Raw genomic sequence first — 15,279 nt, forward strand, 5'->3', positions numbered from 1 at the left:
TACTGATTGCTTATACCCTCACCTTACATACTAAATCGTACCAATTTTAACACAGCTCAAATCTATTCTTTTTTCACACTGGGCTTCGATATCAAAAGGAACAACCCACAGCTTTAATTTTCCATCTTTGTAATTAAAGCTATGCTCAAACGGTTTTTTAAACGCTTCTGTTTTAGGATAAATAAGTACCAAATTCCCTTTGCCATTTAAGTAAGTATGACCATAACCAAGCATTTGATAAAAATCAGATTGAGATAGACCAAACTTATCTTTTCGTTTAGAGTTTTGCTCGTTTATTAATTTCCATTTTGTATCAAGTACAATGTCATTATTTTTATCAATAGCACCTTCGCGTGAGATATATAAATCAGGCTTTAATGCAAAATAAGAGGTATTAGCATAATCAACTAAAGACTCAGTGCTTACCTGAGCAGATACTTCCCCGGAACCTATAATATGCTGTTTCAAATACTGAGCAACGAAGTTTTCAAATACCGCTTCCATAGGAAACAGCAACGAAAATGCACTACTCTTGCCCTGCAACGTTAAAGGAGAAAATCCATCAATAATTAGCCTTGCCCACACGAGGGGTGCTTCGTAATACTTCATTCCTCTATCTAGCTTAACGCTAGCAAAGTCATTTTTAATATTCCTGCTTAATGGTATATCTGCAAAAGCAAATAGCAGCTCTTGCAGTAGTTTTTGGTTATTAGCACTGCGGCTATAGCCTTTCACTTTTACAAGTGCAGTGTGGATTAACCGATTAATCGGCCTATCTTGTAAATACTCTTCGTATTCAATATAAAACTTATGTTTGTTAATAAAGTTGTGTTTAACTTGCTTACCCACTAAAAGTTTACCTTTTAAAAAGGCAACGTTATCTTCTTTTAGTACATAGTCGCTTTTAAGGCCGCGCTTTATTAAGGTATTTACAGAGGCTAAAAACTGGCTAATAAAAACCTCTAGTAAAGGTATTTTATTTTCAGCTAAATTGGCGTTATTAGTTTGTAAGTGCCTAAACTGCCTGAGTGATTTAAGCATCATTAGTAATGACGCACGCGAGGCGCTGTCATCACTATTTTTAGCTACTTTAGGCAATACTTCTATTTGGGTTCCATCGGGTGTAAAAATCACTCCAGCATAGTTTTTAACTTGTAATACTTCACAGCTATCAACTTGCTTTAAGCGCATAAATCGGCTTTCTGAGTCATCACATAAACATAAGTTTTTTAGATAATTATATGCTTCTCCAGAAATAGATTTTATCTGTAGCGATGCTTTTACTTTGTCACTTTCATCATCACCATTACCTAAATAGCCAAACTCAAAAACAGTAGTTTGCTTTTTAACTTCCGACATTACTGAGCACTCGAAGATGTAACTTCATCTGCATCATCACTAATGTTCACAGGACTTTTAAGCAATGTATCGTCATAAATAGCTTGATAAGCTTTCGGGCTATTCCATACTGAATCTTGAGCGTTAAAATCAGCTAAGGTGTATGTGGTTTTCGTGTTTTCGTAGGTTTCTAAACCATGATTTGCACCAAAAATTTTACTATATTCTTCGTTTTTCGATTTCACAAAAATATATTGTTCTAATTCACTTTTTTCTTTTCGGTTGTCACCTAATACTAAGCGAATTTTATTCCAGTCTTCAAAAAAGTACTCTTCAAGTAGCGGGATGATTTTATTTTTAAACGTGCTTTTAAGTTCAGTAAATGCGCTTGCTTCTGCATCGTCCTCACCACTATCTAAAGCGTTTAAAACAGGGATTAAAAAAGCATGCCCCAATGTATGCTCTCGGTCGTAAAGCACTTCAATGCGCTTATTCATTGTTTCAAGCAGCTGCTCAAGATCAATATCTTTAACTTCTCTACCTTTAAACAATTCTGGCTGTGGCATCATTTCTGTAAAATCAAAACGACGGCGCAAAGCAGTATCCATCATTGCCAACGATCTATCAGCTGTATTCATGGTGCCAATAATATAAAGGTTATCAGGGACTGAAAATGGGTTTCCTGAATGAGGTAAAGTTACTTTTAATGTTTCTAGATTATCTTTTCCGGCTCGCTTAGATGGCTCAATAAGCGTAATAAGTTCGCCAAATATTTTTGAAATATTACCTCGATTAATCTCATCAATAATTAAAACATAATTATCTTTAGACTCTGGAACTGGCTTCTGGCCAAATGATATTTCACTTTTTTCCATAAGCTGAAAAAAGTCTGCTTCTGAAAACCTATCAAGCTCGTAAACTGTTTTTTGAACTAGGTTGGTATTACCATTTAAAGAATGAATATCAAGGTCAAGATCTGTTTTCAACCAATCAACTGGCAGAGTATGGCGAAAGTCATTTCTATCTAAAATCCCTTGTTCTTTATATTCGTAATCCCCCTTAACAACACCAACAGCCTGAATAGTCTTCGCGCTACTTATACATAATAATAAGTCACCTTCATTAATTGCAGAACAAAACTGAGTAATAGTATTTTTATTTTGGCTAGTTAACTCTTCAAAGTAAGTATTTTCTTCAGGAGAGCGCTTATCTTGTGCCATATCACCGGTATACCCCCAACCAATTGCAGCCACTTTATTTTCAAAACAATAGTTTTTAATCTTGCTAGGTTTTACACCATCAATAGATATCTTCCAAATCCTCGGATTAGCATTAAGCTCGAGGCTTTTCTTAATATTTGTGTTCGCTGCATCATCACTGATTTTTTTAAATACACCTGGTAGAACTTTATATTCTATTTGCTTTTCTTCATTTGTAAGAGCACGCAACCCCTCAACAAACTCTTCATACCCGTAGCTTTGGTGAAATGTTACAAAGCGAATACGGTTATCATTAGTAAGTGACTTGTACAGTGTTATCAACTCTTTTCTTTGCGCAACTGTTGCACCTAACTTTTGATCTATTGCTAACGCTTTATATTTTTCAGGTTCTGCGGCTTTTACTGCAGCTTCAATTGTATGGTAAGTTTTGCCTGTACCTGGTGGGCCATATAAGATTTGATTTAAAGGGGAAGGTATTATTTTGTTAGCACATTTATCCATGTCATCTCTCGTAACCATTTCTGAATCCTCTTCATCTTGTAAATATACTATTGGACTATTTTTATTACCTTCCATTTCAACTGTAAATTTATTTTTTATGCCATTTAAAAGGGGCTTGAGATCAAGCGCATCATCTATAAATAAGACTCTATTATCTTTCGGTACACTGTCTTTCTTTAAAGATATCCTCAATTGATTTCGAGTAAATCTTAGTGTAATTAACGGTGTTCCTTTATTTTCATTAGAACCCTTAACACCGAACCTAAATGCACGTTTATTATTATCTTTTGCGTTATTAATTGTATAACAATCACATTTTGGGAAATATTCACGAATCAAGTTAAAAGAATCAACAAATAATTTTTGCTGCTGATTACTCTTTAACAATAGGAAGCTCTTACTTTTATCATCCATATGAATAGTGAAAAACTCTTCAAATTCCATTTGCTTACCTTTTAATATTTTATAAATTGAACAACAAAAACTAGCTGAAATAATAAACAACGACGTATTTACACATCTCTATTTATTAATATTCTTTATACTTACAGTAAAATGCGCATTTAGGCAATTAGTTATTACGTTTCAGAACCTTACTTAATTTTCGTCTTTTCATCTTTCTAATCACTTTTACATTTTGTGCTTGTTCAAATAACTCTATGTATATCTCATCACTGTTTATTATTTAAAAACAATCCGGGAAGTACTCTCGCAATAACTTCATCATATTGCGTTTTTGCTTAAAGTCCTTAATGAGAGCGGCAATCATGTCATACAATAGCGTGCAATCAGCATTGGTATGTTTTAAGTTTTTTTCTATTTTAATTAATAGATTAGTTGCTTCGCGGTAGGCGTTGTTATTGGTTTGTCCAATCATGTCGCTGATTGATTTATGATACAAGTCAATCGACTCTTGCGGGTATTGCATTAAAATTATATCGGCTAATTTAATCAACTGGCTCGACTTAACCTTATGTTTTGCAGCTAATGAACGTGCTTTTTCAATGTCATTTTGATCAATATAAAAATCCAGTAACTCGCTCGGGTAATTAGTAAAGCGATAGTTCTCTTGGTTTGAAAGAGATAGTAATAATTGCTCTACTTTTTGCGCAAACTCCGCATCAATAATGCCAGTTTTTTGTTGTAGCGTTTGTAAATCTTTAAAGCCATTAAAACTCGGGTTATCAATAAATAACTGCCACGCTATTACCCATGCAGCTTTAAACTCTGACAACTCAAGGCGAAGTTCTATTTCATCACGTTTACATGCCAGCACTTCATGGGGCTTATTTGCCCGTTGATACGCTTGCTGTAAATAGTACTCAGCATCTAACAAATCATTCCGCGCTTTGCAAAGCGCCATTACTTTTAAATAATCATCTGAATCATGGGCTGTTAGTTTAATTAAGCGCAGTTGCTCTTGCCAATCATCCTGCTCTTTCGCTTGGTCTATTAATACCGACGTAAGGCGTGTAACTGCGCTTTTTTGTCTCCAGTCATCAAAATCAACGCCTGTTTGCAGTCGTTTTTCTATTACTGCTGCACACTGTGATAAAAACAAGGTATTAACACTTGGCGTTATATCAAAGTCATGCGGCACGCTAGGAAATACATCGTATTTATAGTCTGCAAAATGCTCAAAAATCCACTGCGCTTTTTGTTCATCAGACCAAGGTAGTTGATTAAATAGCTCGCTCAAGTTTTGGTTAAGCTGCCCTTCGATTTCAAAGCGAAAGCCGCCAGAATCATCTATTTCTTCAAGTACATCATTTAAACGCACCAAGGCTTTAAGGGTTAATTTCCATTGCTGTTCAACGGGCAGTTTTGCTATTGCAGGCAATATCAATTCAAACAATGAGTTTGCCTCAGCAAAGTAGCTATTCACTTCACTCCAGCCCCATACTTGCTTATTAGGCAGCGCTTTGGTGATAAGTTTACTTAGCTCCCCTGCGCCCAATGCCTGTTTATCGTTTGTCATCATCATTACCCACTTGTCGTATTCATGCTCTGATTCGTCTAAAAAAGCCATGATTATATTGGTAAGTTCATTAGTGGGTTTATCCATAAACCACGCGATGAGTTCAGTGCGCTCATTGTCTTGCGCTGTTTCATCATTAGCATTTACGTCGGCTAACTCAGCTGCGGATAAACTGTTTACTTTGAGTGCCACGGCAATGGCGTGTTTGCATATCTCTTGATAATCGCCTGCAGGGCAGGTGCAGCTTGCCAAACATTGCCCAGCCGCGTTATTTTCTAAAGTGACTTTGTATTTAAACTGCCCCGCCACGGTTGCCATTGCCTGGTTATCAATAATAAGCAACTTGCTAACATGGTTTGACGCATACAAGCCATAACCCAGATCTAAGCTTTTGCTGCCCGCGCGTTGCTTTATATCATTTAAATCAAACATGGTAGTCAGTCCTTATCCACATAATTAAAATGCATTAACCTTTTTCCAACTCTTACTAAAACATAATCTAATTGCGATTCTAGCCATAGGCTAATTCACACCTCTTTATTTGCTTTCACGCTCTGCGCTTGTTCAAATATTTCTTTGTATACTTCATCGCGGCTGATTGGTGGGTATTTAAATTTTGCCAGCACTAAGATCAGTTCTACTTTGAGTGATGATTTAATGTCTTCGCGGTGGTTCCAATCTACAAATTTCACTTTGTCGTCTACGATTACTTTTACCGCTTGAGCGAGCTCTATTAGCTTATCTTCGGGGTAGTCAAAGTCGTATTTAACGGCAAGTGCTTTTAAAGCGTCGTAAAAGCCTTTTTCTTCTATATCAATGCCTAGTTCGTCGCCGGCGTTCATTTCGTCGCGCACGCTGTAAATCATATCAACCATGCTTTCTGAAAAGTCATCTAGTACGCTGCTTACCAGTACATCGTCTTCTTTTCGCTCGTTGTAGCGTTGAACTAGCGATTCAAAGCGTTTAGTAAAGTCGATGCCTTGGGTTTGGTTTACTTTTTTAAGCTCGCCAATGGCTTTGGCTAACATTTGTTGCAGTATTTTAATTTTGGTATTGGGGAGCTTTATTTTTTCTATTTTGGCAATGTAGTCGTCATTAAAAATGTCGATTTCGCCACCATCTTCATTACCGAGTTTAAATACCTCTTCAACGCCGTCGCTTTGTAGGGCCTCGCTTATCATTTCACGTACTTTGGCGTTCATTTGCGCGGTATCGGGCGCTTCACCTTTGGTTAGCTTGTAAATAATAGAGCGAATAGCGAGGTAAAAGTGAATGTGGTTACGCTCACTTTCGTTAATTTTTTCACTGCCACAGCATACATCGTAAGCGGCTTTTAAACGTTTTACTAAATCCATAAAACGCTTTTGGCGTTTTTCAGTAATTAGCGCAAACTCAGCGGCGTGGTTTAAACAGTTTAACTGGGCAACGGCTTCACCGGTAAAGTATGGGCTGCAGTCGAATTTATGAAATAACTGGGCAAGTAGCGCTAAGTGATTTTTTACTTCAATAACCGAGGCCGCAATGTCTTCAAAATTGGTTTCGTCTGTTTTTGAATACTGCGCTAGTGCTTTATTCATTTCAGATTTAATACCAATGTAGTCAACCACTAGGCCTTTATCTTTGCCTTCAAACTGGCGATTAACGCGCGAAATAGTTTGTATTAAGCTGTGCTTTTGCAGTGGCTTATCAATGTACATGGTATCTAAAAATGGCACGTCAAAACCGGTTAGCCACATATCCACCACTATGGCTATTTTAAAATTTGAGTTAGCATTTTTAAATTGTTTATCAAGCTCTTTACGCTCGTCTTTACTGCCAAGTAAATTATATAACCGTTCAACGTCGTCTTTACCACGGGTCATCACCATTTTTACTTTTTCAGAGGGGGCTGCAATACGGCCCTCGCTAATAGCGCGCTTTCGCTCGGTATCTGATAGTGTTTGCGCGTCATCGGTATCTACTACATCAAACCACTGTGGGCGTAATTCTTCTAGCTCTTGATACAGCTGATAGGCAATGCCACGCGAGCTACACACAAACATCGCCTTTCCTGCAATGGTAGAACCTTCCTCAACGCGTTTTTCGTAATGTTCAACAAAGTCCCTTGCTAATACACGTATGCGGTCAGGATCGCCTAAAATGCTATTCATATTAGCGGTGGCTTTTTTACTGTCTTCTATTTGCAGCTCGTTACTGCCTGCATCGGCACATTCTTTGTAATAAGCTTCAATCTCAGCCAGCTTGCTATTGTTTAAACACACCTTAGCGGCGCGGCCTTCGTACACAATGCGAACGGTTATTTCATCTTTAACCGACTCAGTCATGGTGTACGAGTCAACCACTTCACCAAACACATCTAAAGTCGCGTCTACTGGGGTGCCGGTAAAACCAACATAGGTAGCGTTTGGCAGTGAATCGTGCAGGTATTTAGCAAAACCAAAGGTCTTTTTTACACCCTTTTCGGTAATGGTAATTTTTTGATCTAGATTTACTTGGCTACGATGCGCCTCATCAGAAATACAAATAACGTTAGTGCGGTCGGTTAATAACTGGGTGTCTTCGGTAAATTTATGAATGGTGGTTAAAAATACCCCGCCACTATTACGCCCTTCAAGTAACTCACGTAAGTGAGTACGGCTGGTCACTGTTTTTACCGTGTCATCGCCAATGTAGGTTTTAGCTTTGCCAAATTGCTGCGAAAGTTGATCGTCTAAATCGGTTCGGTCGGTAATTAAAATAATGGTGGGGCTTTTAAGCTCAACGCTTTTCATCAACAAGCGTGTTAAAAATTGCATGGTGTAACTTTTACCGCAACCCGTTGCGCCAAAATACGTACCGCCTTTACCATCGCCTTGTGGCTTTAAGTGGCGTTTTATATTTTCGAACAGTTTATTAGCCGCATAATATTGCGGGTAACGCGGCACAATTTTTATCTCTTTTTTGCCTGCGTTTTTATTATCAGAATCCGGGAAAAACACAAAGTTGCGCATTACATCGCGCAAACGCGCTTTATCAAACAAGCCCTGCAATAAGGTATGTAACGAGTTAATCCCCTCTTGCGCGGTTAGCTCTTGCCCCGTTACTTTTCCCCACGAGTAAAAAAACTGATACGGCGCAAATAAGTTACCCATTTTATTGTTTACGCCATCGCTTATAACGCACAAGGTATTAAACACAAATAACTGCGGAATAGCGCGCCTGTAGCGTACCGTTAACTGCTCATACGCTTCAAAAATAGGGGCTTGCTCGCGTATTGCGCTTTTAAATTCAAACACCACCAATGGCAAGCCATTTACATATAAAATGCCATCGGGAATACGCAGTTCAATGTTGTCGTAACTGGTGGGGCTTTCTATTTCTAACTGGGTAACAAACCGGTAAATATTGTCGTCTTGCAGATAAGTAACGCTGGCTTCACTTACTTTATCTAAAGTAGCCATAGCACTACCTGCTATTAGGCTACTTTTAATGCCTTGCTCAACGTTATCGTAATCTAGCAGCTGAACATATAAATCTTTTTGCGCTGCGCTACCTGCAACCCTGCCTCGCTCGCGTGTAAGCAAAAAGCCATCACTTAGCCACTTACAAAAGGTTTTATTGCTCTCGTATAAATCACTGGCAGGCAGCTTTTCGAGCTTTGCAATTATTGAGTCTACTTCGCCGGTGGTAATATTATTTTTAGCATAACGCTTGGTTAAAAAAGCACGGAGGTCTTCTTTAATTAATACATCGCTGTTACTACGGGTGAGCTCACCACCTAATAAATGCGGGTAGCCTTGCTCGCCTAATAGCTCAACCACCGCTTGTTCTAATTTGGCTTCAGTAAATTTCATAATTCAGTCCTTTGAGCTAGCTACCTCAGTTTAACAACCCTAATAAATTAGGCTTATCATATGCTGCTGAGCCTTCTAAGTAATCATCTACAACACTAGATACCTGCTTAATTAATTGCTTATTTCTAGTAAAAAAACCTAAAGGAATATGTACTGGGCTTAAGTCTGGTATTAAAAGGTGATAGCAAACTCCTGCAAACTCATTATCCAGTAGCATAACTTCAACATTGCCATCAAATAAACCGTTTAAAACACCTGAGCTAGTCGGTAATTGACCAAGCTTATGCTTCCACGCTTTACTTCCATTGACTACAGCATTAGGCCTGTCATCGCATGGTAGGTACATCATAAAATCATAACAGTTTTCGTTCTTATTCTTTTGGTGCGACAACAAACTGTCTTTAGCTTTAGTAAAGCTTTCACTCATTCCCCAGTAACGCGTATTCGCACCTATCCATTTTAATTTTTTTAATCCACCTTGCTGTTTTGAAGGCTTAAGCCTCTTTAGCTGCTCCTCAATCTTTCTCCAAGGCTGACTACTATACAATGAGCCTATTAATAATTCGTATGGTTTACTTCCTGAACTATTAGCCATTTCAGCAATCATTGAACGAAAATCAATTTCATCACTTTTAACAAAACGCTCTACTGACATATCCTTAAACGCATCCCAAGCATGTTTTATGCTCTGCAGGTTGTCACTCAACCTAAGGTTATCCGTATCCTGAGCTATCGCTTGGCTAATTTCCTCATCATTCTCATATATCTTATTTACGTAAAATGGCTTAACTTTATTATCAAAATCTATCTCAAACGTTCGTTTTACTCTATGAGCAACACTTCTTTTTCTTGTTACTTTATCTACGGAATAAAGGCTTGGTAGTGATTTACCCTCAGTCCTAATTTTGCCTAAGTCACCCGACTCTACTAAACGGTGGAAATGTTTACTAAACATGCTTTTTGCATGCTGTTCGCTCATGCTTTTAATCTCATTATTAGCCGCTAACCTAAGCCCGGTGTTCCAACCTCCATGTTGCTTATTGACTTTATTAAACCCTAGTAGCTCAAAAGAAATCGTCGATGAGCGAGATTGAGGCTTTTCTACCATAGGTTTATCGTCTAAAGAAGAAAAATACCCCTTACTTAATACCGTCAGTGATAATCTGCCATCCTCTAAGTAAGTCACCTCATTTTTATTAATTGGCTCCTCTAACGCTACATCAAGCTCACGTGGATTGAATCCAAAAAACGATGCTAACTCAAATTTAGACAATGGAGATATATGCAAAGCACGAAGCAGAAAATCTTTTGTAAACGCAAACCCTTGCTTACTCAAGTAAGAGTATTCAATACTGTATGTTTCAGCTGGAACAATATAATCAACTTCGTTAAATTCTATATAATTATTTTCCATAACAATTACACCGCCTTTTTATGCTTTTGAGGGGTTACATCAACGAAAGCATAATCACCTGGGGCGTTATTTTCTTCCATAAATTTAATTACACGACCAAACGGTAAGTCGCTATTTTTTCCTTGCCACATTCTCTTATCACCTACAATTACAAGTCTGTCCATCGCTCGCGATAATGCAACGTTTATTCTGTTTGGTGATCTTAAAAAGCCTGGGCTTTGTCTTTGTTCAGAACGTGACACTGATAAGATAATTATCCGGTTTTCTTTACCTTGATAACTATCAACAGTATCAATTTTCAGTAGCGACATAAGTGACTCTGAAATCCCTGATTTTTTAATTTTTTGTCGTATACGCTTTTTCTGCTCGCCATACATACAAATAACCCCAATAGCAGCTTCACCTTCTTTTACTTGCTTACTAAGTTTATTAATAAACTCTAGATTTTCGTCAATTTTCTGTAACAAGCCCACAATTGCTTGAGCTTCAGTATCATTAAAAATACTCGTACCAGAGCCGTCTTGGTGATGCGCTTTCTTTCCTAATGAAGAAGTATCTAACCACGTTGAAACAGCATCTAATTGAGGAGTAACATCTGCGTAAATATCTGGGATTTTTCGTTCACCATTCTCAAGCTCGCCTTTATAAAAACATTGCGATACTAAAGTTCCAATGGCCGGTGCCATTCGGTATTGCACTAGTAATTTAGCGCCTATCTGCTCGCCGTAATAAGAATTAAATGCTCGAGCAAAGTCACTTTCAATTAACTCATCAACATCACTGCCCGATTTAATCCCTAACTTTCTAGCTAGTGCTTGCTTATGCGGCTCTGAATACAAAGGGGGTAGTTGTTGATGATCACCAACCAATAAAACCCTTTTACCGGCTTGCATGGCTATTGCCAATTCACTCGCTATTGAGCGTGCAGCCTCATCAATAATAACCCAATCATACTGGTTACTTGCAATATCTATATGCCAATTACCTATACCCACACATGTACCAGCTACGAGTTGGCGAGACCGAGCAAAAAATTCATCTAAGTTTGCATTACCAGAATTCATTACTTTTAGCATATCTTTCGATAATGCTATTAAACGCTTAACGCTATGAGCAACATTAGCCTGTACTGCATGCTCATAATTCAAGTTTTTAACTAAGGTATCGCCCACTGTACTTAAATCGTCGTGCCAATCTTTATTCGTTCTGATATCTCTAGGTAATCGACTATTAATTAAAGTTTTACGTTCGTTGATTTGCTTTTTAAGCTCTTTTTTATCTTTCGGCTCTAGCTCTTTGTTCTCTAGTTCTTTTAATGCACTGAGTTGTTCATCAATAATCGAGAGAACTCTTTTATCTAGTTCTACAAATGCCTCTAAATATTCTTTAGGTGCTTTTAATGATTTAGCTAAAGACATTACACGATTTTTTAAATGAGAAGAAAATTGCTCCGCTTTTTTATTAACCATATTGTGTGAAAACACATCTCGTAGCGAGCAAGAAACAGCCGCCTCACGGCTACTAAACCTCACCACATCTAACGGAGTATCCAATCTACTACAGTGTTTTCGAATACGTTCTGCCGCAGTATTTACCGCCTCGTGTGATTGGCTAACTAATAAAATACGCTGCGTTCCTAACTTCTCCACTAAATAATGTACAAAAGCAGCAATAAACTCTGTTTTACCCGTGCCTGGCGGTCCTTGCAACATTGAAAGCGGACCATAGCGTAATAATTTTTGAAACGCGATTCGTTGCTTATCGTTTAGTTTTATTGTGTTGCCATTATCATCGCTTCTGTCGTAGCGAGCAAAGTCCTCGCTTGTAACATTATGTTCGTAATCAATAGGATCGTGCTGGCAATCAGGTTCAAAATAGTCAGCTAAATTTTCAATAACCGAGTCGTTTTCAATTATGCGGGTAAGCGCATTTTTACGCTTAACAAAAGAAGACTTATCGGCCTTACTCCTAAAAAAGATCACATCTTCTTCTTTTAGTTTGTTAACTCGATACGAAAAGCTTGAAAGAGTAACTTTATTTAAATCCGATTTTGATAAATTAACTTGCCCAATAACAAATTCATCATCCCCATCTACAATAATGGCCTCAACATCATCTTTTGCAGTAAAAGCATCAGTCGGATCTTTGTCTGCTTCATACGGCAAAACAATAAACTCTTTGTTATCTTTGTATGGCGTTGGTTCACTGACGAGCTCAACATAAGGGTGAGACTCCGACTCAGTTTGTATAATAGCTTTCCATAACTCACGTGTAGAAATTGGCTCAACTGCACTTTCATCACTTTTAAGCTCCGAGCCAACTAATGGTTCAACGCGATTATCGCTCGTAGTATCAGCAGGTAAGTTGGCTGCTTTACGTTTTAATTCAAACTGCTTGATTGCATTTTCGAAGCTATAAAGCTGCTTAATTCTACGATTTAAAGTACCTAAATTACTTGCCCTACCTTGTGTAACTTTAATTGCAAAAGGCACCTCAAAGTCTGCACTGGTAATATCTCGTCTTGAAATACTCTCTCTTTTAATAGGCGGCATACCGTGTTCAAATTCAAACTGTGTTCTATTAAAAAATAACTTTTGTATTCCACCTAAACCGCAAAAACTTAAAACTAAGTCTGCTGGGTTTTTATTGCTTTGTTCAATTGATACATACAACTTACCGTTATCCGGATAAATAGTAATATCCTCAAAATCAGTACGCGCGCCACCAATCTCAATATTTATGGTTTCAGCTTTAACTTCTAAACTTTGTTCTGGATTTAAAAAAGCGTCCTCAAAGCGCGTAAGCTCCTTAAAACCATAATCAACATCTTGCAGCTCTTTAATTATTGCAGTGCTTACTGCAGGATGGCGTGAACTTTCTTCACCCCAGTCAATTCTCAATAACTCTGCGCATATTTTCATAACGGCAAAATTATCTCGCTCAAATGCCGTGCAGTTTTCGCTATTTATAGGGCTATATTCTGAGTTGTATACCTCGTTAGCATCATGATGAAAATCGAGTACATCAATAATAAAAACATCGCCGCCATTAACTATAATATTCTCTGGTTTTAAATCACCGTGAGCAAAACCAAGTGAATGCATATGCCTCACATTTGATATAAGAGCTTTGGCAACAATATCTGCCCCCCTAAACCTCAAGCTTGTATCAAGGGCGTTTCCTTCAATCCATTGTGCAACCAAATATAAAGCGCTATCTCGTGCGGTTATACCAATATCAACTATTTTTGGCACAAAACTCAAATTCAAGTTTTGTAGTTTTTCAGCTCGCTCTAAAAAAAACAGCGTTCGCTGGCCAAGCCCAGGGCTTATATCGGTTGGATTAATATTGTTCCAAACCTTAACTAAACCACTTTCGGCTTTGTAAACTTCTTTACTATCGGTTTCTTTAATAAACTCAAGTTCAGGGTGTAATCTGCTTATTTTGCTATGTTGTACAAAACGCTCAAGCTGATTACTCGAAAACGTAAATGCTTCTTCTTGGCTTGGCGCGCTATCAATTAACGCATCAAATAACTCACCTGCATTAGCATAGCTTTTATCAGTAAACGCATTAAGCAATACAGGGCCAAACCACTCATCACAATCACTAAGCTGTTGAGATATACTTTCCTCAAATTTAGGTGTTAAACGCTCAGCCTTAATAATTGCCCAAGCAATAATGGCCAAACGAGAAACGTCATGGCTATAAGGGCTTCTAAAGCTTTCTTTCTGCTCATAAACCGAAAGCTCATCACGTATTTCACCAATCGTTTCTTTTTTACGCTCAAAAGCCGAAATAAAATTAGAAAGCGCCACACGCTGTCCTGTACTCAACCACACACTATGGCTGCCAATATCTCGGTGGGCTAAATGTAATTGGTGTAAATCAGCAAAGCGGGCAATTAACACTCTCACTAGGTTTATTCGCTCATCAATTGATAAGTTTTCCCCGTAGGTAGTAATAAAATCGTTAAGACGCTCTTGCCCTTCGGGTAGCTCAACTACCTCGTTGTATTGTGAAGTTATTTTATCTTTAGATGGGATAGTAAGTGACGAAACGCAATGATCGTATAAGTCACGGTTTTCACGTTTTATTTTGGTTAACACTTCGCGTTCACGCGATACTATTTTATAGCGGCCATCTGGCGTTTTAGCCTCTGTATTAGTAAGTTTATCAAATTCCCACCGCCGTATAATGGCATGATCGTTTTTATCCGACTCACTCTGCGCATAAAACTCTGTATAAATTTTATTAGGGTGTTTAAATATTTCGTCTTGCCCAACCCAGCCATCAACCGTTAATGGTTTCGATTCTACTTTATTAGCACTGAGTAACTGTTTCTCTAATAAAGGTATATCGTTAAGCAAAACAGCAGAATCAGGATGAGGTCTAAAACGATCATTAAAAACACGCTCATTGGTACATAACCTACAAAAATCATTTAAGCTCATTGTCTCGGCTAAATCATTTTTTTGTAACTTAGTAAAATCGCTCGTACCGGTCATAACCACTAATGGGTATACACGCGGTATATGCTGACCATTACTAAATTTGCCCCTAAAAGGCTTGAGTAAATTATCTAACAAAAACTTTTTATTGCGGGTTATTTCAACAGGCGACTTGCCCCTGTCATCATTACCAAAAAACCACTTACCGTTATTTGAGGTAATAGGTTGTCCATTCCAATGCTTTAATTCCACAATTAAAATATTGCAGTGAGTTACAATCAGTAAATCTATTTCGCCTTGCTGATTTTTATTAATAAACCTAAAACCCGCATACCCTTTCCAACCCTCATTAAATGAGGTTTTTAGTGTGTTGAGCGCGTCAAAACCTTGGCTTTTTTTATTATTTTTACCCTTGTTGCTTTGTTTTTTTGGTCCAGTTAATACATTTTTTATTTTTTCAATTGCATCTATTTCATGACGTTCAAGGCCGCCCTGCCAATATTTTATATCCATATTTACTTCTTATTAATTCTAATTATTTAAA

The 15,279-nt window shown here is 37.8% G+C and carries 6 protein-coding genes; all 6 read right to left on the reverse strand.

Going from position 1 to position 15,279, the window contains the following annotated elements; all coding sequences use genetic code 11:
• Nucleotides 1–30: 30 nt before the first annotated feature.
• Nucleotides 31–1,359, reverse strand: a complete 1,329-nt coding sequence (locus MTN97_RS01800; protein WP_248473523.1) for an McrC family protein — start codon at nt 1,357–1,359, stop codon at nt 31–33.
• Entirely contained in the window at nt 1,359–3,503 is a 2,145-nt protein-coding gene (locus MTN97_RS01805; RefSeq protein ID WP_248473524.1) for an AAA family ATPase, read from the reverse strand. Before MTN97_RS01805 ends, MTN97_RS01800 begins: the two co-directional genes overlap by 1 nt.
• 241 nt (nt 3,504–3,744) lie before the next feature.
• Nucleotides 3,745–5,469, reverse strand: coding sequence for an SWIM zinc finger domain-containing protein (locus tag MTN97_RS01810; protein ID WP_248473525.1), 1,725 nt, complete (start codon nt 5,467–5,469; stop codon nt 3,745–3,747).
• Nucleotides 5,470–5,564: 95 nt separating this feature from the next.
• On the reverse strand, nt 5,565–8,870 hold the full coding sequence (locus tag MTN97_RS01815) for a type I restriction endonuclease subunit R (RefSeq protein ID WP_248473526.1): 3,306 nt from the start codon (nt 8,868–8,870) through the stop codon (nt 5,565–5,567).
• A gap of 25 nt (nt 8,871–8,895) precedes the next feature.
• The gene (locus MTN97_RS01820) at nt 8,896–10,284 is read right to left on the reverse strand and encodes a hypothetical protein (protein WP_248473527.1); all 1,389 of its coding nucleotides are present in this window, start codon (nt 10,282–10,284) and stop codon (nt 8,896–8,898) included.
• Nucleotides 10,285–10,289: 5 nt separating this feature from the next.
• The gene (locus MTN97_RS01825) at nt 10,290–15,248 is read right to left on the reverse strand and encodes an AAA domain-containing protein (RefSeq protein ID WP_248473528.1); all 4,959 of its coding nucleotides are present in this window, start codon (nt 15,246–15,248) and stop codon (nt 10,290–10,292) included.
• Nucleotides 15,249–15,279 lie beyond the last annotated feature (31 nt).

This window comes from Pseudoalteromonas sp. 2CM36K, assembly GCF_023161865.1.
GTDB classification, from domain to species: Bacteria; Pseudomonadota; Gammaproteobacteria; order Enterobacterales; family Alteromonadaceae; genus Pseudoalteromonas; species Pseudoalteromonas tetraodonis.